Consider the following 19,101-nt stretch of genomic DNA (forward strand, 5'->3'; position numbering starts at 1 on the left):
ACTTCATCCTACCTTCTTCAACACGAGCGTGCACGATGGCCAATGCGACGACTACAAGCCCCCGCTCCTGGCAGCCGGCCTTCCTCCCGGCCGATGTGCCGAAGCCAGTGGGTGCCTATTCGCCAGCCGTTCGCGCCGGAGACTTCGTATTCATTTCCGGTCAGGTGCCCCGCGATCCGCGCACCGGCGCTTTGCCCGGCGACGACATCGAGAGCCAGGTGCGCCAGACGCTCGCGAATGTGAAGGGTGCTCTCGCCGCGGCAGGCGCCACGCTAGATGATGTCGTCTCGACGACAGTTTATCTCGCCGATGTCGATGACTGGGGCAAGTTCAACGACATTTATAGAGAGACGTTCCGGCCGCCTTACCCCACACGCACGGCAATCGGCGCGAATCTGCGAGGAATTCTGATCGAGATCAGCGCCGTGGCCCATCTCAGGCGTTGAGCGCTCACAGACAATCATCTTCCCGTCCACCCCAACGGAGTCCACAGCATGCGCTGGACGCTGGCGGCAGTTGCCGCTCTCACCGCTCCGCTCGCCCTAAGTGCCCAGCAAGCGACGAAGCGCGCCTTTGCGCTCTCCGACTGGTACAAGCTCTCGACACTCAGCGGGCCGGCCATCTCGCCCGACGGTGGACGCGTCGCGTTCACGGTGCAGTCGATCAATGAGCGCGAGAACAAGTATCATCGTGAAGTCTGGGTCGTAGCGACGAGCGGCGGCGACGCCGTTCGCTTCACGTCGCCGAGTACCGAAAGCAGCAATCCCCGGTGGTCGCCGGACGGGAGATATTTGCTCTTCACGTCGACGCGCTCCGGCGGACATGGGACGACGTGGATGCTCCGCATGGACCAACCGGGCGGCGAGGCCTTTCAGCAGGAGAGCTTTCCACGCGGGACATCGGTCACGAGCGACGGACACCTCGCCGTGTGGAGCGAAGCGGATTCCGTACCGGCCGACAGCGCGAAACGGCAAGACGATCCGTACGGCAAAATGCAGGTGATGGCGCGGCCGCCCTACGGCGCCATCACGAAGCCGCTCGATCCGGCGCGCTTCGATGGACGGCATGTGTACGACATGCGCTACAAGTCGAACGATCAGGGCTTTCTTGCCGGTCCTCGTGAGGCACGCCGCTGGCGCCCGGTGCAGATCTGGGCGCAATCGTTCGACGACTCACCCAAACGCCGAATTACCGACACACGCTACTCGCACCGCGGCGCTGTCGTTTCGCCGGATGGCGAATGGGTCGCGTTCGTTGCCGATGCACGGCTGCGACCGGACTCCGTCGTCGAAATGGAACGCGATTCGATCGCGCAGCTCCCGTACGAGAGGAAGCGTGACGACGTCGATCGGAACGATGTCGACATGTTCGTCGTTCCGATAGCCGGTGGAACGCCGCGAAGGGTCGCGACGTGGATGGGCGTGGAGTCGGATCTCGTCTGGTCACCCGACAGCAAGCGCATCGCATTCGTCGGACGCCCCGGACGGACGAAGAGCGCTCGCGTGTATGTCGTGTCATCGTTAGGTGGAACACCGGAGAACATCCTCGGCGCCTTCCGCAACGAGCCGGAAAACATCGATTGGCTTGCCGATGGCAGCATCGCGATGACGACGTCGGTCGGCGGCAGCAGCGCCGTGTTTCGCGTCGATCCGGCGACGAAGAAGATGACTCCGGTTCTCGGCGGTCGTCGGCGCATCAACGGAGCGAGCTTCGACGTCGCGGGCAAGAGAGTCGCGTTCGTCGCGACGGATCTGACGCACCCCACCGAGCTCTTCGTCGCCAACGCCGATGGAAGCAATGAGAAGAAACTCACGCACTTCAACGACAAGATCGATTCCGAGGTCGCGTGGTCGGATGCGGAGCGCTTCACCTACCCGTCCGTTGGGGGCCTCGAGATCGAAGGCTGGCTGATGAAGCCGTACGGGTATCAGCCCGGAAAAAAGTATCCGCTCGTTCTGTACATTCACGGCGGCCCGCACTCGGCATACGGCGAGAACTGGTTCGACGAATTTCAGAATCTCGCGGCCACGGGCATGTTCGTGCTGTTCACCAATCCGCGCGGCTCGAGCGGCTACGGTGCCGACTTCACCTACAGCACGCGCGGCCGTTGGGGCGCGGAAGATTACCAAGATCTAATGAAAGCGGTGGACATCGCTGCGAAGCGGCCCGATGTGGACTCGACGCGCATGGGCGTCACGGGCGGCTCATACGGCGGTTTCATGACGGCGTGGGTGGAGACCAGGACGAATCGATTCAAGGCCGCCGAGGCCGATCGCATGATCAGCGAGTGGACGTACTGGTACGGCGCGTCCGACGCGCAGGGTCTGACCGAGTTCGAGTTCTACGGAAAGCCATGGGACAACTTCGCGATGTACGACTCATTGTCGCCGATTCGGCACGTGTCGAAGGTGAAGACGCCGACACTCCTCGTTCAGTCCGAAGATGATTTCCGGACGCCGATTGGCAACGCGGAGCTCTGGTTTATGGCGCTCAAGAAGCAGGGCACACCCGTCGAGTTCGTGCGCTATCCGCGTTCGACGCACGAGCTGTCTCGCTCCGGCGAGCCGTGGCTCCTCGTCGATCGACTCGGACGATTGAGACAGTGGTTCGCGTACTGGTTGATGGAGCGGCCCGCCGCGACTGCCGATCGATAGGGCGCGGCTCCTCGCATGTTTCGATCCGTCTGTCTTTGTCTCTTACTCACGGTCATCGTTGCCTGTCGACAGGGTTCGGCGGAGGACGCGCGCGGTGACGTCGCGCTCAACGACCGGTCGTACGTGCGCGCGATCGCCGCGGACACGGCGCTCACCGCCGCACAACACGCGCTCGACGCCGGTCACGCGTGGCGTGCGACACGACTGCTCGCGCCCGTCTTGCGCGATCCGGCGCGTCGAACGCCCGCCGCGCTCATGCTTGCGGCGCGAGCGGCGGCGGGTTGGGAGGGGTGGACCGAAGTCGATCGTCTTCTGAAGGGTCAGCCGTGGCTCGGAACACAGTTCGCGGGCGCGGGCTATGATCTGCTGGCGCGCAGTGCGCTGGAGCGCGGGACCGACACGGTCTCCGCGGCCGTGTACGCCGATTCCGCCGTTAGGCGCGCCACCGACACGCACGCACGCGCGACGCGGCTCGTGCTACTCGCGCGCGCACTCGACCGATTGAACCAGCGGGACAGCGCGCGCGCGACGTACGAGCGAGCGAGCCTGGAGTTGCGCGATATCAAGGATTGGCTCACCCTGCGCGCCGCGGGGGTCACCAATGACTCGGTGACGCGGACGCGATCGTTCGCGGCGATCCGCAGCGCTCCGGCCCGGGAGCGCATCGACTGGACGGACGCCCTTGCGCGCGAGCGCGCCGGCGACCTCGTTGGTGCGGCTGTCCGGTACGAGCGACTCGGCGCCATGGCGAGTGCCTTCCGTCTACGTCTTGGTCCGACGGCCGACAGCAGCACGCGCGCAGCGATCCGAGACAGTGTCGTTAGGTACCTCCGCGCAAAGGGCGGCACGGCCGACGCCCGACTGGCCGTCGACGTGCTCGACCATGCCTTTCCAGCGCTGACGCCGGACGAGGAACTGGCAGTTGCGCGAAGTGCCAACGCGGCAGGGCCGGTGGCTCGAGCGCTCGCGGGCTACGCGAAGGGTCTCGGCTCGGCGGAAGCGACGTCGAAGGACCGTCTGGATTATGGCGAGCTGCTCATCCGGGCAGGGAAGTATCACGATGCGCCCGCCGTCCTGGAACGGGTGCAGTCTCCGAGCAACCTGGCGGCCGAAGCCGCGTATCAGCGTGGGCGCGCGATGGTGTTAGGCGGCAATGGCAACGGTGCACGGACGGCCCTGCGCGCAGTGGCGGACGAGTATCGCGCCGACACGACCGGTGCTGCATCGGCACTGTATCTCCTTGGCGATCTCGCAACGGACGACAGCAAGGACGATGAAGCGGTTGGTTTTTTTCGCGCGCTGTATCGCGCGTACCCGACGAGCCCGCGTGCGGACGACGCGCGATTCCGCGTCGGTCTGATCGCGTACATCAAAGGCGACGGCCGCGCCGCCGCCGTGCAGTTCGATTCGCTCGTTAGGCTCTATCCGCGATCGAGTGAGGCCACGGCCGCCAGATACTGGAGTGGTCGCGCCTGGCTGGTGGCGGGCGACCGCACCCGCGCCGACGCGGCGTGGCGCGACGTGATTGCCCGGGAGCCGCTGTCGTACTACGCCGCGACGAGCGCGAAGCGGCTCAACCTCGCGCCGTGGTCGCCGCCGGGCGGCGGTCCGGCGGTCGATCGGTTTCTCCGTGTGCCCGCCGTCGACAGCGCGATGCGTCGCATCGTGGCGCTCGAGCAGCTCGGGATGGACACCGAGGCGCGCTTCGAGTACGACGCGCTCGAGGGCGCGGCGGCGGCGACGCCCGATCGGCTACTCGCGACAGCGGCCGCGCTCCGCGACCACGGTCAAACGTCGCGTGCGATCAAGCTCGCCTGGAAAATCATCGATGCGGGTACGCGCGACGCGCGCGCCTATCGGCTGGCGTATCCCGTGATCGATCAGTCCGAGCTTGTGCGGCAGGCGCGGGCTCGGTCGATCGAGCCGACACTCGTCGCCGCGATCATTCGGCAGGAGTCGAGCTTCAATCCGCGCGCCGTCTCCGTCGCCGGGGCGCGTGGCTTGATGCAGGTCATGCCTCCCGTCGGACAGCAGATTGCTCGCTCGTTAGGCTATCCACTCTGGGACCCCGGTCTGCTGTTCGACCCCGACGCCAATCTCGAGCTCGGGGCGACTCACCTCGCGGCGTCGATTCGTCAGTACGAGGACCTTGCGCGCGTCCTCGCGGCATACAACGCGGGCGGCTCGCGCGTGACACGCTGGGCGGCGAAGTCCGGCACCGACGATCCGGAGATCTTCGTCGAGCGCATCTCGTTCACCGAGACGCGAGATTACGTCCGCATCGTCGAACGAAACGCCGAGATTTACCGCGCGCTGTACTCGTGGTGAGAGCAAAGGGGTTAGGGGCTCGGCCATAGGGGCTAGGGAGTTCGATCCCTAGCCCCTATGCTCGAGCCCCTACCCCCGTATTCGTCTACCATCCTGGCGCTAACTGGAAGCCCCAGACCCAACTCTTTCCTGGCCGTTGGAACGGGTGGGCGAGGTACGCCTCGAAGATCATGTAGCCGAGGAAGTTCACGCGCGCAGTGACGCCCGTGCTGAACACGGGAATGCGGTCCGTGCAGACGATGCCGAAGTTCGTTTGCGTCGACACCGGCTGATTCTGACAGTTGGTCGCGACACGCTGCGCGGCGTCTGCCGGATTCGTCGAGAAGCGAAAATCCGGCGCCTGCGTGCTCGTGTAGGCGACGCCGCCGTCGAAGAACGGCGCGATTTCGGTCGGCAGGAAGGGGAAGTTCAAGAGACCGAATTCCGAGCCGCCAAAGAGCGGAATGCGAAGCTCGGCGTTGACGACTGCCATCCGGCTGCCGAGCATGCGGTCGAAGACCGGACAGGAGCTCTGCTGACTCTGGCCAACGAGACACTCCTCCTGCGTAATCGAGCCGAAGCCATAGCCTCTGATGAGTGTCTCCTCACCGAGATACAGTGGTGAGAGGCGCGAACTCTCGGCGTCCTTTCCGTACCGGCCGTAGCTGATGCCGCGGAAGGCAAGGGTCGCCGGACGCATGAAGAAGTAGCGCCGGTAGTCCGCGAGCAACGTCTGGAAGCTGATGTTGCCGATCGTCGGTGAATACGAGAGCCGGTACCGTTGTCCCGCGACGGGAGATGTGTAGGCAGCAAAGGAGTTGTCGCCGACAAAAGCGATCTCCGGTTGTGCGTAGTAGATCGCGGGCGGCGTCGGAATGTTCGTGCGTTGTTCGTCCAGGACCTGTGAAAACGACGGGTCCGTCACCAATCGATCGAGCTCCGCCTGAAAGCCGAGTCGTGTCGCCGAAACATTGAACTCGACGCGCCTGGTCTGGTCGAAGGGATACTGCGAGAAGAGCGACGCCTGATCGATGTAGATGCGTTCGAGCACCTGGTCGATCGCGCACAGGCAGTTCACCCCTCCGACCGTCGCGGTATCGTAGAAGATACCGCCGGTGAGATACGGCACGTGCTCGAGTCCCGCGCCGTAGTTCCACCTGTTTCGCAAGTTTGTATAGTAGACGGCGCCGCCGATGTCGCGGACGGTCCCGTTGGCCTGAATCGCGGTCGCGATCGTCTGATCGCTCAACTGATCGCCGAAGAACGCCGAGACGCCGCCGGCAACACCGGTTCCGAATGGCCCGCCCGCGACGACGCCCACCGACGGCTGACCGAGCGCGTCGAGCGAGAACGACGCCTTGTAGGGCGTCACCTTGAAATCGCCTCCGGAGGGCAGGCCATCGACCGGATCGGCGAGGTACGTCATGACGAGACTGCGCGTCACATCGCCCGGCGGGAGCTGGCTGCCTAACGCCACCTGTGCGCCGTCGGTCAACACGGCCGGCTCGCCCTGCGCCTGATCCGGCTCGAGCGCGCGGATCGTGAAGCCCTGTCCCTCGAACACCGTGAACAGCACCCGGCCGGTTTTCTGCGCGACCGTGAGCGTCGGCGAGATCGACGTGATGCCGCTGATACCCGTCGCGACGTTCGTTAGGCGATGTACGTCGTTCGTCGCGAGATTGAGGCGATAGATGTTCGGAATGCCGTCCGGATCGGAGACGAAGTATAGCTCGCGGCCGTCCGGCGTCCACTGCGGATTGATATTATGAGCTGCGTGTGGGAACGGTGAGTAAACGGTAATCCGGCCCGTGGCAACTTCCATCGTTGCGATCTGGAGCGGTGAGAACTTCATCGTGTTGAAGTCCGTCTCCGGGCCGCGATCGGTTGCGAACGCGAGCATCTTGCCGTCCGGCGACCACGCCGGCTGGATGTCCGCGTTGCGGTCGTTGGTGAGCTGCTTCACCTGCTCCGATTGCAGATCGAGCAGGAACAGGTCGCCGATCCCGCCATGCTGCCCGGAGATCGCGAGCGTCCTGCCGTCGGGTGACCACGACACGTGACTCATCGCGCCCACGCCCGGGATCTTGATGCGCCGCTCGACGCGTGTCGAGCGCGTGTCGAGAATCGCGATCTCGTTGTTGCCGTTCGAGAACACGATGAACGCGAACTTGCTCGCGTCCGGCGACCAGTCGCCTGACGAGTTGATGAAGCTGATCGCGTCGAAGTGCGGATCGCTCTCCGGACCGCCGAGCTTCTTGATGAGCTTCCCGGTGTGCGCGTCGGCGATGTAGATGTCGGTCGTGAAGAGATTGCGCTGCGTCACGAACGCGAGGTAGTTGCCATCGGGACTCACGGACGGCGACACGTTCTGCTGCTCGCTCAGCTTCTTGCCCAGACCGATGATCGTCTTGCCCTCGGAATCCGGCTTGGTCCGTCCGGCGATTTGGGGCAGATACATCGCGCGGTTCGCCGCTGCCCACTCCTTCGAGAGTGAGTCGTCGTTGATGCCGAGCACGCGCACGAGCGCGGCGTCCCAGCCGACCCGCAGCGACGTGCGATATACGTCGACGATCGCGCGATCCCCCCACTTGCCGCCGACGTACGCCCAGAGCGCCTGGCCGTAGCGATATGGGAAGAAGCGGGGATCGGTGGTGAGCTGTTTGACCGTCGGGAACTTGTTCCGCATGACCGCGTCGCGCATCCACATCGCGGTGAGCGGATCCTGACGGCCGAGGGAGAAATACTCGGCCATGCCCTCGATGAGCCACCCGGGTAGTGCGTTGAGTCGCTGGAGTCCGCCGCCCGGAGCGCCTTCAGCAATGTTGTACTGAAAGACGTGCACCAACTCGTGGCCCAGCACGTGGTCGTTGTCGGAATAGATGCCGGTAAACGGCATGATCACGCGGGTGCGCAATCCTTCCGTCACACCGCCCGTCTCTTCGCCAAGCTGCTCGCCAATGACGTTCGTCTGCTCGAAATCCGGATGGTCGGCGTAGAAGATCAGCGACTTGCGATCGAACGCGTGACGGAAGGTGTCCGAATGTCGCGTGTACCAGCGCTCGGCCATGCGCCCCGCGTCCCGTACGATCAGCGACTCGGACGGATAGAAGAAATTGTCGAAGTGATCGGAGCGGAGGATTTTCCAGGCGAAACTCTCGTACTGGACCTTGTTCCGCCCGAAGTACTGCGCTGTTGCACGTGAGATCGGCGCAGTGATGAGTGAGAGCAAAGCGAGGAGCGGTATATGGCGGGCCACCCAACGCACGCGATGCGAAAGCATTTCGAGTCCTCGCGGACGAGCCGCAGCTAAAAGAGGTGCCAGGACGCGGGCCAATCCTGCGTGCCCGCATCCCGACGCGCTTATGCAGGCGGGCAAGTGACGTGCCTCATAGGCTTTCGATCTGAGCTCGCCTGTCTATGAAGACACGTCCCCAATGCCTGACCCTTACGCCAGACGCGGTATCTCAAAGCGAGTACAACAATGCTGCTTCTCAAGGGTAGTCGTCACACTTGCCCCCCGTAAACCCTCTTACGTGATAAGGAGTTCACTAAGGGACATATGGGTGTCCGAAGTCTGTAAGCGGACACCCTGCACCGTCAGCCGACGGTGCCGCCTGCCCCGGCTAGATCGTCTTCTGAGAGTTACTCCCTCAAGGAGCGATCAGTGTGACCAGCGCGCTACGACTCGCCGAACCGTTCATCGCCCCGCGAGACGTCGAGATCTCAGTCGTGATGCCGTGCCTCAATGAGGCGGACACGATTGGCACTTGCGTTCGCAAGGCCATGGACACGCTGCGCAGTCACCGGATCTCGGGCGAGGTGATTGTCGCGGACAATGGTTCGACCGACGGCTCGCCAGCGATCGCTACGCAGCTCGGGGCTCGCGTCGTCAGCGTTCGTGAAAAAGGTTACGGCGCGGCGCTCATGGGCGGGATCGCTGCCGCGCGCGGCCGATACATCCTCATGGGCGACGCGGACGATAGCTATGACTTCCGCGAAATCCCGCGTTTCCTCGAAAAGCTGCGCGAAGGCTACGACCTTGCCCAGGGATGTCGCCTTCCGTCTGGGGGTGGAACACTGCTTCCAGGCGCGATGCCGTTCCTCCACCGCTGGTGGGGCAATCCGATGTTCTCCTGGCTCGCCCGCGGTTGGTTCAACGCGCCGGTGAGCGACGTGTACTGCGGCCTGCGCGGCTTTACCCGCGCCCACTACGAACGCCTCGCACAACGCTGCACCGGGATGGAGTTCGCTACCGAGATGATCATCAAGACCAGTCTTCTCGGGGCGCGCGTGGCAGAGGTCCCGATCACGCTCCATCCCGATGGACGCAAGGCGCACGCGCCACATCTGCGGACCTTTCGCGATGGCTGGCGGACGTTGCGCTTCTTCATGCTCTACAGTCCGCGCTGGCTCTTTCTCATCCCCGGCGCGCTCCTCCTGCTCCTCGGCGCGATCGGCTATGGCATCGCCATGCCAGGACTGCAGATCGGCCGAATCACCTTCGACGTGCACACGCTCCTGTTCGCCAGCCTCAGCGTCATCGGTGGTTATCAGTCGATCGTCTTTGCGTTGCTCACGAAAGTGTTCGCGATCAGCGAAGGATTGCTTCCCGCGGATCCACGCCTAACGAAATGGAGTCGCTCTGCCTCGCTCGAGCGAGGCCTGCTCGTCGGCGCGGTGACGATGCTCGCGGGACTCGCGCTCCTCGGCGGATCGGTTGCGCAGTGGTGGGCCGTCGACTTCGGACATCTGAGCTACGGCCACACGATGCGCTGGGCCATTCCCGGCGTGACGCTCACGACGCTCGGCTTCCAGACCATTCTCTTCAGTTTCTTTCTGAGCGTACTGGGCCTGCGACGGGGTCATGCTCTGGATACCTGAGCTGATTCTCGCCGCATTCGCGGTGTTCCTTGTTCGGCGACTACGACAGAACGCAACCGAATGGGAGTCCACGAACCGCGTGCTTGCTGGCCGAGCGCCGCTCGTTGCCGCGGCGCTGCTGTCGGCAGCGGTGACGTGGACGGTGTGGCGGTCGCTGAACGACGTCGGCACGGTACACGACGAAGTCTCCTACTTGCTGCAGGCGCAGATCTTCGCACACGGAAAGTGGACCGAGCCCGCCGCCCCGATTCCGGCGTTCTTCGAGCAATTTCACGTCTTCACCGATCCCGTCATCGCGTCCAAGTATCCGCCGGGACACAGCCTGCTGCTCGTTCCAGGCATCTGGCTCGGATTGCCCGGTCTCGTTCCGCTGCTTCTCGTGGCGGCCTGCGGAGCACTCATCTTCGCGCTGGCGCGACGGGTCTCGAATTCCTGGGTCGCGCTGCTCACGTTCTGCCTCTGGCTCCTCGGACGCACGGAGCTGCGCTTCCACAGCTCTTACTTCTCCGAGAACACGACGACTCTCTGTTGGTTGCTCGGCTTCTGGGCGCTTCTGGAATTCCGTGAGCGTCGTGAGGCGCGCTGGCTTGCGCTGGTCACGGCCTGCGTCGCGTGGGGCGGGATCACTCGACCCCTAACGATGGTCGCCTACGCCATTCCAACCGGCCTCGTCGTAATCTGGACCCTGACCCGTTACCGCGCCTGGCACTGGCGCACGATCGCGCCCGCGGCGGCGATCGGTGCGGCCATCGTTGGGATTGTATTCGTCAGCAATGCGAAGGTGACTGGCAGCTGGCGCTCGATGCCGTGGAATGTCTGGTCGCGCGAGTATATGCCGTGGGACGTGCCTGGCTTCGGCCTGGATACGACGCCACCTCGCCGTGAGCTCTCGCCAGTGATGTCGCGATTTGCGCAGCAGTTCGGGGGGTTACACAAAAATTATACAATTGCGAATCTCCCTTCACAGACCTGGGCACGTCTCTCGGAGATCAGCGAGAGTAGTCTCGGAACCTGGCGCCGGCCGGATGTGCGGACACTACTCGCGCCATTCGCGATCATCGGACTGATACTGCTCGCGGTAGGTCGTCCGATTCGTGAGGGGCCGTACGCGCTGGCGTGCGCCGTTGCGCTCTTCGTTTCCTACTTGAGCTACGCGCACCCGCCGCCGTGGACGCTGTACTATCTCGAGTCGTCCTGGCTACTGCCCTTTGCCGCCTCGCTGGGGCTGTGGATGGTTACGACGATGATCGTCCAGCGCGTGCGCGCGCCGAGTGCAGCGTTGCTGCATGAAGTGCAGCGTCTGCCGACGTTCGCGACTGCCGCGCTGGTTGGCGCTCTCCTCTGGTTCGCGATTCCTCGCATCAATGGCGCGCGCCAATTCGCCGACCTCAGTCACAATACGCTTCGTAGCTGGCGTAACTTCGTCAATTCGGCGATCCCCGATCGGCGAGCGATTCTTTTCGTGCGGTACGCTCCGTGGCACTATGTGCACGAGAGTCTCGTCGCGAACGATCCCGATCTCGCGAGTGCGCGCCTGTGGATCGTGTACGATCGCGGCGCGGAGGATGCGAAGCTGGCCGCGCTGGCGCCCGATCGCGCGACGTATCTGTTCGACGAGAAGACACGCGCGCTCTCGCGACTCGGCAGCTCCCTCGCGCGTCGTTAGGGCTACCTGCAACAACTACCTCGCGCGTTCCGCTCGTTGCGACACCGGTTGACACACGATGCCGAAGTCTTCACCGACGTCGATCGCTCGCACTGGTTCGATCGCATCGAGGAGCTTCGCGAGCGCGAAGCGGCCAGCCGCCGGCGCCGCGCCTCCGGCAAGAAAGGCGAACGTCCCAACTTCGAAGGCGACCGTTCCAACTTCGAAGGCAACCGCGGCAGAAACCTCGGCGCCGCCGCCGTCTAGGCAGCATCACCTGCCAAATCGTGAGGCGCCCGTGACGACTCGTCAGGCGACCATGACAAAAGCGTCGGCGCCGGCAGCAACTTCGATGGCGATGCGCGCAAAACCGAGGGCGCCCTTTGCTCAGAGCGAGTGCACCGCGGCAATGTATGACACGACCGCGGCAGTGTACGACACGACGGCGGCAATATACGACACGACCGCGGCATTATATGACACGACCGCGGCATTATATGACACGACCGCGGCAATACATGACAGGACCGCGGCAATGTATGGCACGACCGCGACAACGTTGGCAGTCACCCTGATTTGTTGGCAGGCGACGCCAGCATTTCGCAACACGACCGTGATTTCACACGACACGACCGTGATTTCACACGACACGACCGTGACTTCACCCGACACGACTGCGGCTTCCCTCGACACGAACGCGGCTTGCCCCGACATGACCGGGCGATGTCGCTGTCAGGAAGAAGGATACGTGCAGTCAGTCGTAGTCGCCGCGCCGGCGATCGCGCTTTCGCTCGCCACGCTGGCGCTTCTCGGATAGACGTCGCTCACGTGAGGCGCCGGTTGGACGCGTCGGGCGGCGCTTCTTCGGGACAATGAGCGCCTTCCTAACGATCTCCGCGAGTCGCTCCGCGGCGGCGTCGCGATTCTGAGACTGGCTTCGGCGGTCGCTGGCGACGACGCGCACCATGCCTTCCGCGTCGAGACGCGACGCGAGCTTCGCGAGCAGGCGAGAGCGGACGTCGTCCGTCACCGCCGTCGAGCGCGTGAGATCCCATAACAGCTCGACTCGCGTCGACGACGTGTTGACGTGCTGGCCGCCGGGCCCACCCGCTCGCGACGCGCGAAAGCTCAGCTCCGCCTGCGGGATTGTGAGCGCCGACGAGACGACGATGTCGTCGTCGCTCATGTGGCAGGCGGTGGCGGCGCCGATGAAGGCGCACTCGCCGGACGCGGCGAGCTCGCGGGCGTCCGGCGCCGGCCGCGATCGTCGACCCTAACGACGCGCACCGCGGCGACGCGACGGCCATCCATCGCCACCACTTCCAGCTCGCCCCCGGGAAAACCAGCGCGATCGCCGATCCGCGGCACGCGCCCGAGTCGCGCGAACGTGTAGCCACCGAGGGTGGTCCAGTCGCCGTCGGGAATGGGCAAGCGATAATCGCTGCGGACGTCCACGAGCGACATCGATCCTGCCAGCTCGAGCACGCCGTTCGCCTCGATGGCTTCGCGCACGGCAAAGTCGTACTCGTCGTTGATGTCGCCGATCACTTCCTCGACGAGATCTTCGAGCGTGACGATGCCGGCGGTTCCGCCATACTCGTCGAGAACGACCGCCATGTGCGCGCGCGTCCGCCTCAGATCGTCGAGCACGCGCACCGCCGGACGGTTGTCGGGGACATACAGTGGCTTACGAATCAGCGTGCGCAGATCGAACGACGCGCCCTTCTCCTTGAGCCACAGATCTTTTGCGACGAGCACTCCGACGACATCGTCGAGCGTTTCCTGATAGACGGGATAGCGCGAGTAGCGCTCCGATCGCATGAATTGCAATACGTCGTTTTCGCTGGCGTCGACCGGAATCGCGACGATATCGGTGCGGGGACGCATCACGTCCCGTGCGCGCTTCTCGTGAAAATCGAAGACGCCGGCGAGCATGAGGCTGTCGGACTCGTCGAGCGCCCCATGCGCGCGCGACTGCATAACGAGTAGGCGCAGTTCTTCCGGCGAGTGCACGCGCTCGAGGGAACGCGACGACCGCACGCCGAAAAGCCGCAGCACGCCGTTCGCGGCGCCATTGAGGACCGTAATGAACGGCGACAGCAATACCGAAAAGCCGATGAGTGGGCGCACGACGAGCGCGCTCGTTCGCTCCGGCCTCACGAGCGCAAGCCCTTTCGGCGTCAGTTGGCCCAGCACGATATGCAGGAACGCGATCAGGACGAATGCGATGGCTGCGGCCGCTGTCGTGTGCACCGCGGCGGCGGGCATGGACCAGCCGAGTCGGGCGAGGATGCCGTCGATGAGGAGGGCGATCGCGTCCTCGCCTAACCAGCCCAATGCGAGAGACGCGAGCGTAATACCGACCTGAGTAACCGAGATGTAGCGGTCGAGATCCTTGAGTGTTCGTTCAACGAGCTTCGCGCTCCGATCGCCAGCCGCGACGCGATTCTCCACGCGACTGCGTCGCGTGGCGACGAGCGCGAACTCGGCGGCGACGAAGAAGGCATTGGCGAAAACGAGCGCCAGGACGACAACGATTCGCGCCGTGACTCCCTCCGCATCGATCCCCGCCGCGCCATTTGGCGCGGCGGCCCTCAACGCAGCGAACACGAGGCATGGCAACGCACTAGACATCAGCGCCGCCGCGTCCGTGGAAACCAGCGCCAGCCGTGATCGTCAACAGGCATAGCAGAATGCAAGACTCCGGACGGCTCGCACCGTCTCGCACTTTGCAACAGTCGCATCCCCACCTCGTCGTCGTGACACCGCAACCCGTTCCTCTTCGAACGCCCACGCCGTCAGCGCCTGCACCCGCCGTCGCCGCCACGTCGCGCGTCCAGCACCACTCGCTGGAAGCGATGTTGGATCCACGGCGGTTGCTGCGTTGGGTGTATATGGGACGCATGTCGGTGGCCACGGCAATTTTCGCCGCGGCAGTCTTCGTTTGGACCCGCGAAGATACCGATACACACAAGCTCCTGGTCGCCTCGCTCGCCTTCGCGCTGGCGACGGGCGTCACCGTGCTCTCGGCATGGTACAGCGAAATATATCAAAAGGCGCTCCAGCCGACCTTCTTCTATCTCCAGTCGACGTTCGATCTCCTGCTCGTCACGGCGGTCGTGCACGTCACGAACGGGAGCACCTCGCAGTTTGCGGCACTGTATATCCTCATCATCGCGACGGCGAGTCTCCTCCTGCCGGTGGGTGGTGGCTTGCTCATCGCCGCGCTGGGCAACGTGTTGTACGTCGCGGACACGGTGCTGATCTCGGGTACATCGCTGGTCCCGGCAGTTTGGCTCCAACTCGGCGTGTTCGCCAGCGTGGCGTTGGGCAGCGCGTACCTCGGCGCGCAATTGCAGCGTGCCGGGGCGGGGAAGGAGCGACTCGTTGCGCAGTTGCAGGCGGCACGGCTCCAAGCCGATGAGATACTTCGCAACATCCGGAGTGGTGTCATCACCGTCGACTCCGGCGGCCGCCTACTATATGTCAATCCAACCGCCGAGCAGTTGTTAGGCGCCAATCTGCGGTCGCACATCGGCGAGCCGATTCTCGCGCGCATCGGCGCCATCGCTCCCGAGCTGTCGCAGGCGCTCGAACGTTCGGTAAAGGATCAGATCCGGACGACGCGGGCCGAGGGATTGGTCTCGACGGTGCTCCGGCGATTTCCGATCGGCGTCACCACGACATATACGGATGGCGAGGCCGGTGAGCTCGATCGGACGGCAACCGCGATCTTCCAGGACATCTCCGATCAGAAACGGATCGACGCGTTGCGTTTGCGCGCCGAGCGGCTGGAAGGGATCGCTGAGCTGAGTGCATCGCTCGCGCACGAGATCAAGAATCCACTCGCGTCGATTCGGTCGGCGGTCGAGCAGCTCGCCAGGATGCCACGCGCCGGTGACGATGAGCGTACGCTCACCGGCCTCGTCGTGCGCGAGTCCGACCGCCTCTCGCGTCTTCTCTCGGAGTTTCTCGATTTCGCGCGCGTTCGCGTCGCGCAGACACGACCCGTGGACATGGGCGACGTTGCGCGGCACGCCGCGCGTCTCGCCGAGGCGCGTCCCGAGCGAAAGGACGTAAGCATCGTGTGCGAGACGCCGGGTCGGGTCTCGCTCATTGTGGACGGTGACGACGATCTGCTGCATCGAGCGGTTTTCAATCTCGTGTTGAACGCGCTCCAGGCATCGCCCAACGGCGGAGTCGTTCACATCGACGTCACGCCAGGTTCGTTCGATCCGCTTCCTGTGGGCGTCACCTTCGACGCGGGCACGGTCGCCCTCCGCGTCCGCGATTCCGGCGCGGGGATCCCGCTCGAGATTCGCGATCGCCTCTTCGATCCCTTCTTCACCACGAAGCCCGGCGGCAGTGGCCTCGGCCTGGCCGTCGTTCAGCGCGCGATCGAAGCACATCGCGGGCTCGTCTTCGTGGATAGCGGCGGCAACGGTACGCGATTCACCATCGTTTTGCCTCGAACTCAACCCATGAGGCAAGGCGTCGTCGATACGCCGGCTGCCTCCATGCCGATCATCCGCAGCGCCTAACGTTATCGGGAGCGCCTCGTGACCGACTCATCGAACGGCAAGCCAACCGTCCTCGTGGTGGACGACGAATCGGGAATTCTCGATTCGCTCAACATCCTTCTTCGCAACGAGGGGTTCAGCCCGCTTCTCGCGCAGGGCGGCAAGCGCGGACTCGAGCACCTGCTCGCCGCCACGCCGGACATCGTACTCACCGACATTCGGATGCCGAATGTCACGGGCGTCGAAATCCTGGCTGCCGCGAAACAGCGTGATCCCGATTGCCCTGTCATTCTCATGACGGCACAGGCAACGCTGCAATCGGCAATGCAAGCAGTCAATGAAGGCGCCTTCTATTACATCCAGAAACCATTCCGCAACGACGAGCTGGTCGCGATCCTGCGCCGCGCCGCGGAGCACCGAAAGCTGCGCGTCGAGAACAAATCGCTCAAGCAAGAGATTCGTCGTCGCGAGCGCAGCGGGACGACGCGTCCCGTGGGTAGCAGCAAGAGCTGGCTCGACGTACTGCGTCTCGCCGAGACCGTGGCTCCGACGGAATCGACGGTACTCATTCAGGGTGAATCTGGTACGGGAAAAGAAGTCGTCTCCCGTTATATCCACGAGCTCTCCAACCGCGCCGAAGGAGCGTTTCTCTCGATCAACTGCGGTGCGCTCCCCGAAGGGCTGCTCGAGAGTGAGCTCTTCGGCCACGTGAAAGGATCCTTCACGGGCGCGGTGAAGGACAAGGAGGGCCTCTTCACCGCCGCCGCGATGGGCACGTTCTTCCTCGACGAGATCGGAGAGACGACTCCGGCGACGCAGATCAAGCTGCTCCGTGTCCTGCAGCATCGCGAAGTCATTCCCGTGGGTGCGACGGAAGCGATTCCGATCGATACGCGCCTCATCGCCGCAACGAACCGCGATCTGGAAGAGGAGATCAAGTCGGGAGGCTTCCGTACGGACCTGTACTATCGATTGAACGTCATTGCATTGCACCTGCCGCCGCTGCGTCAGCGCGCCGACGATATCCCCATGCTCGTTGAGCATTTTCTACATCGCATTTCTGAAACACGCAGTGAAGCGCCCAAGCAGCTTGGGCCCGGCGTGCTCGAGGCTCTGCAGGAGTACCAGTGGCCCGGCAACGTGCGCGAGCTGGAGAATGCGCTCGAACGCGCGGCGATTGTCACAATCGGAAGTGAGATCACGCTGGCTTCGTTGCCCGAACGGGTAACGCAGCGAAAGGCTGAACCACTGGTGTCGCCTCGGACACCGCTCAATCCCACCCTCGAGGCGATCGAACGCGCATACATCCTCTGGGTGCTTCAGAGCGAAGGGGGCAACAAGTCTCGCGCCGCTGAGGTGCTGGGCATCGATCCCTCGACGCTCTACCGGAAGCTCTCGCGGTACGGAGTCGAAGCCGCGTGAGTGCTGCCGCCTCTGTGGCCGTCGCTGCCACGGACGTCCGCGACGAGCCTCTTCCCCTCGCGCAAGCGCTTCGCACGTTCGCGCCGCTGCTCGCGGCGGCGCTCGTCTGTGCCGTCGCCGCTTCCATCGTCGCGCCATACCCGGTGGGAATCTTTCACGACGACGGCGTCTATCTCGTACTCGCGAAAGCCATCGCGAGCGGCAACGGGTATCGGTATCTCCACCTCCCCGGCGCGCCGATCGCGACGCACTACCCGCCCGCATATCCACTGCTGCTCGCGCTGCTCTGGACGCTCGCGCCGCGATTCCCCGGAAACCTAACGATTATCCTCCTCACGAACGCGGCACTCCTCGGTCTTGTTGCGTGGGGAAGCGCGCGCTTTCTGATCAGCCGTCTCCAATGGCCGCCTTTCGCCGCGACGGCGTTCGCTCTTGTCGGCACGCTGTCGTTGCCCCTCATCCAGCTCACGACGCTGGTGTTGTCGGAGATCACATTTCTCGCGCTGCTTTTTCTCGTCCTCACTCGCGCGGAGCGCTCCGTCGCCTCGAGAGGTACTTCGCTGCAAGACCTTCTTCTCGGCACAGCTGCCGGTAGTCTCGCGCTCGTTCGCGCGCACGGGCTCGTGCTCGTGGCCGCGCTAGCGTTCGTCCTTGCAGTGCATCGCGAGTGGCGGCGCGCTGCGCTGACGATCGCCGGCGCCGCAATCGTTCTCGCGCCGTGGCAACTCTGGGTCGCGCTTCACGAAGCGGTATTGGCGCCAACCTTGCGCGGGAGTTACGGCTCGTACACTACGTGGTTCGTGGATGGCGTCACGGGTGGAGGGCTGCCGTTTCTTGCCCATACCGTGGCCCGCAATGCCGCTGAGACGGCGGCGCTCCTCGCCGACCGATTCGCGCCGTGGCAGATGGGTATGGTGCGCCTGGTTCCGCTCACGTTCGCGCTCGTGCTGCTCGTTCTCGGCGCATTCCGACTCCGCCGGCGCGCACCGGTGACGATCGCCTTCGTCAGTGCATACGTCGCCGTCACGTTGCTCTGGCCGTACACGCCATGGCGCTTTATCTGGGGCGTGTGGCCGCTCGTGCTGCTGCTGGCCGTGGAGGGTGCTGCCGGCGTCGTACGCTGGAGCCCCGACCGACAACCGACACGAATCGTCAGGCACGCACTCCTCGCCGTACTTGCGCTGCTTTGTCTTGGCCTTACCCGCGCCGAAGTGCTCGCCTACCGCGATCGCTCGTGGGCCGCCCCAGTGCGCGACGCAACGCGGAGCATCGCGCCGGTCATGCGCTGGATTAGCCAGAATACCAATCCACACGACATCGTGGTCGCCGACGCCGAGCCACTCGTCTATCTGTTCACTCAGCGACCGGCGATGCCGCCCGTCTCTTTTACTGCCGCCGAATATGTGAAGGCACGCGACCCGGCCGCGGACGTCGCCGCGCTTGGCGAGCTCGTTAGGCAGTTCCATGTGCGGTACGTCGTGACGGTCGTTCCCACGACCATCACGGCGGCCCGCGCCATCGAGCACGCGGCCTCCCAGTCACCCCACGCCGTCGGGCTACGGGAGGTCGACGCGGTTCCCGGTGTCGCCGTCTTTGCGGTGATTCGCCCATGAGAGCCGCGAGCTCGCCCTTCCTCTCCGGATCACCTCCCTCCGCAGTGACCGACATGAGC

General features: G+C 64.3%; 13 protein-coding genes. 9 read left to right on the forward strand and 4 right to left on the reverse strand.

What is annotated here, in order from left to right; genetic code table 11:
- Positions 1-35 precede the first annotated feature (35 nt).
- From VGH98_20485 to VGH98_20495, 3 genes are read left to right on the forward strand one after another with little or no spacing between them, the layout of a single operon-like run.
- Positions 36-446 carry a Rid family detoxifying hydrolase gene (locus VGH98_20485; GenBank protein ID HEY2378368.1) on the forward strand — a complete coding sequence of 137 codons (411 nt, stop codon included), beginning with the start codon at positions 36-38 and terminating at the stop codon, positions 444-446.
- A 48-nt stretch (positions 447-494) separates the two neighbouring features.
- Positions 495-2,654, forward strand: coding sequence for a S9 family peptidase (locus tag VGH98_20490; GenBank protein ID HEY2378369.1), 2,160 nt, complete (start codon positions 495-497; stop codon positions 2,652-2,654).
- 15 nt (positions 2,655-2,669) lie between these two features.
- The gene (locus VGH98_20495) at positions 2,670-4,982 is read left to right on the forward strand and encodes a transglycosylase SLT domain-containing protein (GenBank protein ID HEY2378370.1); all 2,313 of its coding nucleotides are present in this window, start codon (positions 2,670-2,672) and stop codon (positions 4,980-4,982) included.
- Positions 4,983-5,067: 85 nt separating this feature from the next.
- Here the strand turns inward: VGH98_20495 and VGH98_20500 are convergent, their stop codons facing one another.
- The gene (locus VGH98_20500) at positions 5,068-8,241 is read right to left on the reverse strand and encodes a hypothetical protein (GenBank protein ID HEY2378371.1); all 3,174 of its coding nucleotides are present in this window, start codon (positions 8,239-8,241) and stop codon (positions 5,068-5,070) included.
- Between the two features lie 386 nt (positions 8,242-8,627).
- Between VGH98_20500 and VGH98_20505 the strand changes: the two genes are divergently transcribed.
- Genes VGH98_20505 through VGH98_20515 form a run of 3 tightly spaced genes read left to right on the forward strand, consistent with a single transcriptional unit; the run spans position 8,628 to position 11,754 of the window.
- Positions 8,628-9,842, forward strand: coding sequence for a glycosyltransferase family 2 protein (locus tag VGH98_20505; protein HEY2378372.1), 1,215 nt, complete (start codon positions 8,628-8,630; stop codon positions 9,840-9,842).
- Entirely contained in the window at positions 9,826-11,508 is a 1,683-nt protein-coding gene (locus VGH98_20510) for a hypothetical protein (GenBank protein HEY2378373.1), read from the forward strand. The genes VGH98_20505 and VGH98_20510 overlap by 17 nt, the downstream gene beginning before the upstream one ends.
- A 48-nt stretch (positions 11,509-11,556) precedes the next feature.
- A complete protein-coding gene (locus VGH98_20515) occupies positions 11,557-11,754 on the forward strand; it encodes a hypothetical protein (GenBank protein HEY2378374.1) in 198 nt (65 codons plus the stop codon).
- A 120-nt stretch (positions 11,755-11,874) separates the two neighbouring features.
- On the opposite strand, the gene VGH98_20520 is transcribed toward VGH98_20515, so the two are convergent.
- Genes VGH98_20520 through VGH98_20530 form a run of 3 tightly spaced genes read right to left on the reverse strand, consistent with a single transcriptional unit; the run spans position 11,875 to position 14,121 of the window.
- Entirely contained in the window at positions 11,875-12,201 is a 327-nt protein-coding gene (locus VGH98_20520; GenBank protein ID HEY2378375.1) for a hypothetical protein, read from the reverse strand.
- 40 nt (positions 12,202-12,241) lie between these two features.
- Positions 12,242-12,673 (reverse strand): alternative ribosome rescue aminoacyl-tRNA hydrolase ArfB, encoded by a 432-nt coding sequence (gene arfB, locus VGH98_20525; GenBank protein HEY2378376.1) that lies wholly within the window; start codon positions 12,671-12,673, stop codon positions 12,242-12,244.
- Positions 12,670-14,121: a hemolysin family protein gene (locus tag VGH98_20530; protein HEY2378377.1), complete on the reverse strand. Its 1,452-nt coding sequence runs from the start codon at positions 14,119-14,121 to the stop codon at positions 12,670-12,672. The genes arfB and VGH98_20530 overlap by 4 nt, the downstream gene beginning before the upstream one ends.
- A 59-nt stretch (positions 14,122-14,180) precedes the next feature.
- Here VGH98_20530 and VGH98_20535 point away from each other — a divergent pair, with 59 nt between their 5' ends.
- The 3 genes from VGH98_20535 to VGH98_20545 are packed head-to-tail and all read left to right on the forward strand — an operon-like array spanning position 14,181 to position 19,042.
- Positions 14,181-16,028: an ATP-binding protein gene (locus VGH98_20535; GenBank protein HEY2378378.1), complete on the forward strand. Its 1,848-nt coding sequence runs from the start codon at positions 14,181-14,183 to the stop codon at positions 16,026-16,028.
- Positions 16,029-16,046: 18 nt separating this feature from the next.
- Complete coding sequence (locus VGH98_20540) at positions 16,047-17,429, forward strand: sigma-54 dependent transcriptional regulator (GenBank protein ID HEY2378379.1); 1,383 nt, start codon at positions 16,047-16,049, stop codon at positions 17,427-17,429.
- Positions 17,426-19,042 (forward strand): hypothetical protein, encoded by a 1,617-nt coding sequence (locus VGH98_20545; protein ID HEY2378380.1) that lies wholly within the window; start codon positions 17,426-17,428, stop codon positions 19,040-19,042. The genes VGH98_20540 and VGH98_20545 overlap by 4 nt, the downstream gene beginning before the upstream one ends.
- The last annotated feature ends 59 nt before the right edge of the window (positions 19,043-19,101 follow it).

It is taken from the genome of Gemmatimonadaceae bacterium (assembly GCA_036496605.1).
Lineage (GTDB): Bacteria > Gemmatimonadota > Gemmatimonadetes > Gemmatimonadales > Gemmatimonadaceae > AG2.

Excerpts from the sequence above, each read along its gene's own strand:
- VGH98_20485 (HEY2378368.1), top strand. The coding sequence starts at position 36 with ATGGCCAATGCGACGACTACAAGCCCCCGCTCCTGGCAGCCGGCCTTC.
- VGH98_20510 (HEY2378373.1), top strand. The coding sequence starts at position 9,826 with ATGCTCTGGATACCTGAGCTGATTCTCGCCGCATTCGCGGTGTTCCTT.
- VGH98_20520 (HEY2378375.1), bottom strand. The coding sequence starts at position 12,201 with ATGTCGGGGCAAGCCGCGTTCGTGTCGAGGGAAGCCGCAGTCGTGTCG.
- VGH98_20500 (HEY2378371.1), bottom strand. The coding sequence starts at position 8,241 with ATGCTTTCGCATCGCGTGCGTTGGGTGGCCCGCCATATACCGCTCCTC.
- VGH98_20495 (HEY2378370.1), top strand. The coding sequence starts at position 2,670 with ATGTTTCGATCCGTCTGTCTTTGTCTCTTACTCACGGTCATCGTTGCC.
- VGH98_20535 (HEY2378378.1), top strand. The coding sequence starts at position 14,181 with ATGCAAGACTCCGGACGGCTCGCACCGTCTCGCACTTTGCAACAGTCG.
- arfB (HEY2378376.1), bottom strand. The coding sequence starts at position 12,673 with ATGAGCGACGACGACATCGTCGTCTCGTCGGCGCTCACAATCCCGCAG.
- VGH98_20490 (HEY2378369.1), top strand. The coding sequence starts at position 495 with ATGCGCTGGACGCTGGCGGCAGTTGCCGCTCTCACCGCTCCGCTCGCC.
- VGH98_20530 (HEY2378377.1), bottom strand. The coding sequence starts at position 14,121 with ATGTCTAGTGCGTTGCCATGCCTCGTGTTCGCTGCGTTGAGGGCCGCC.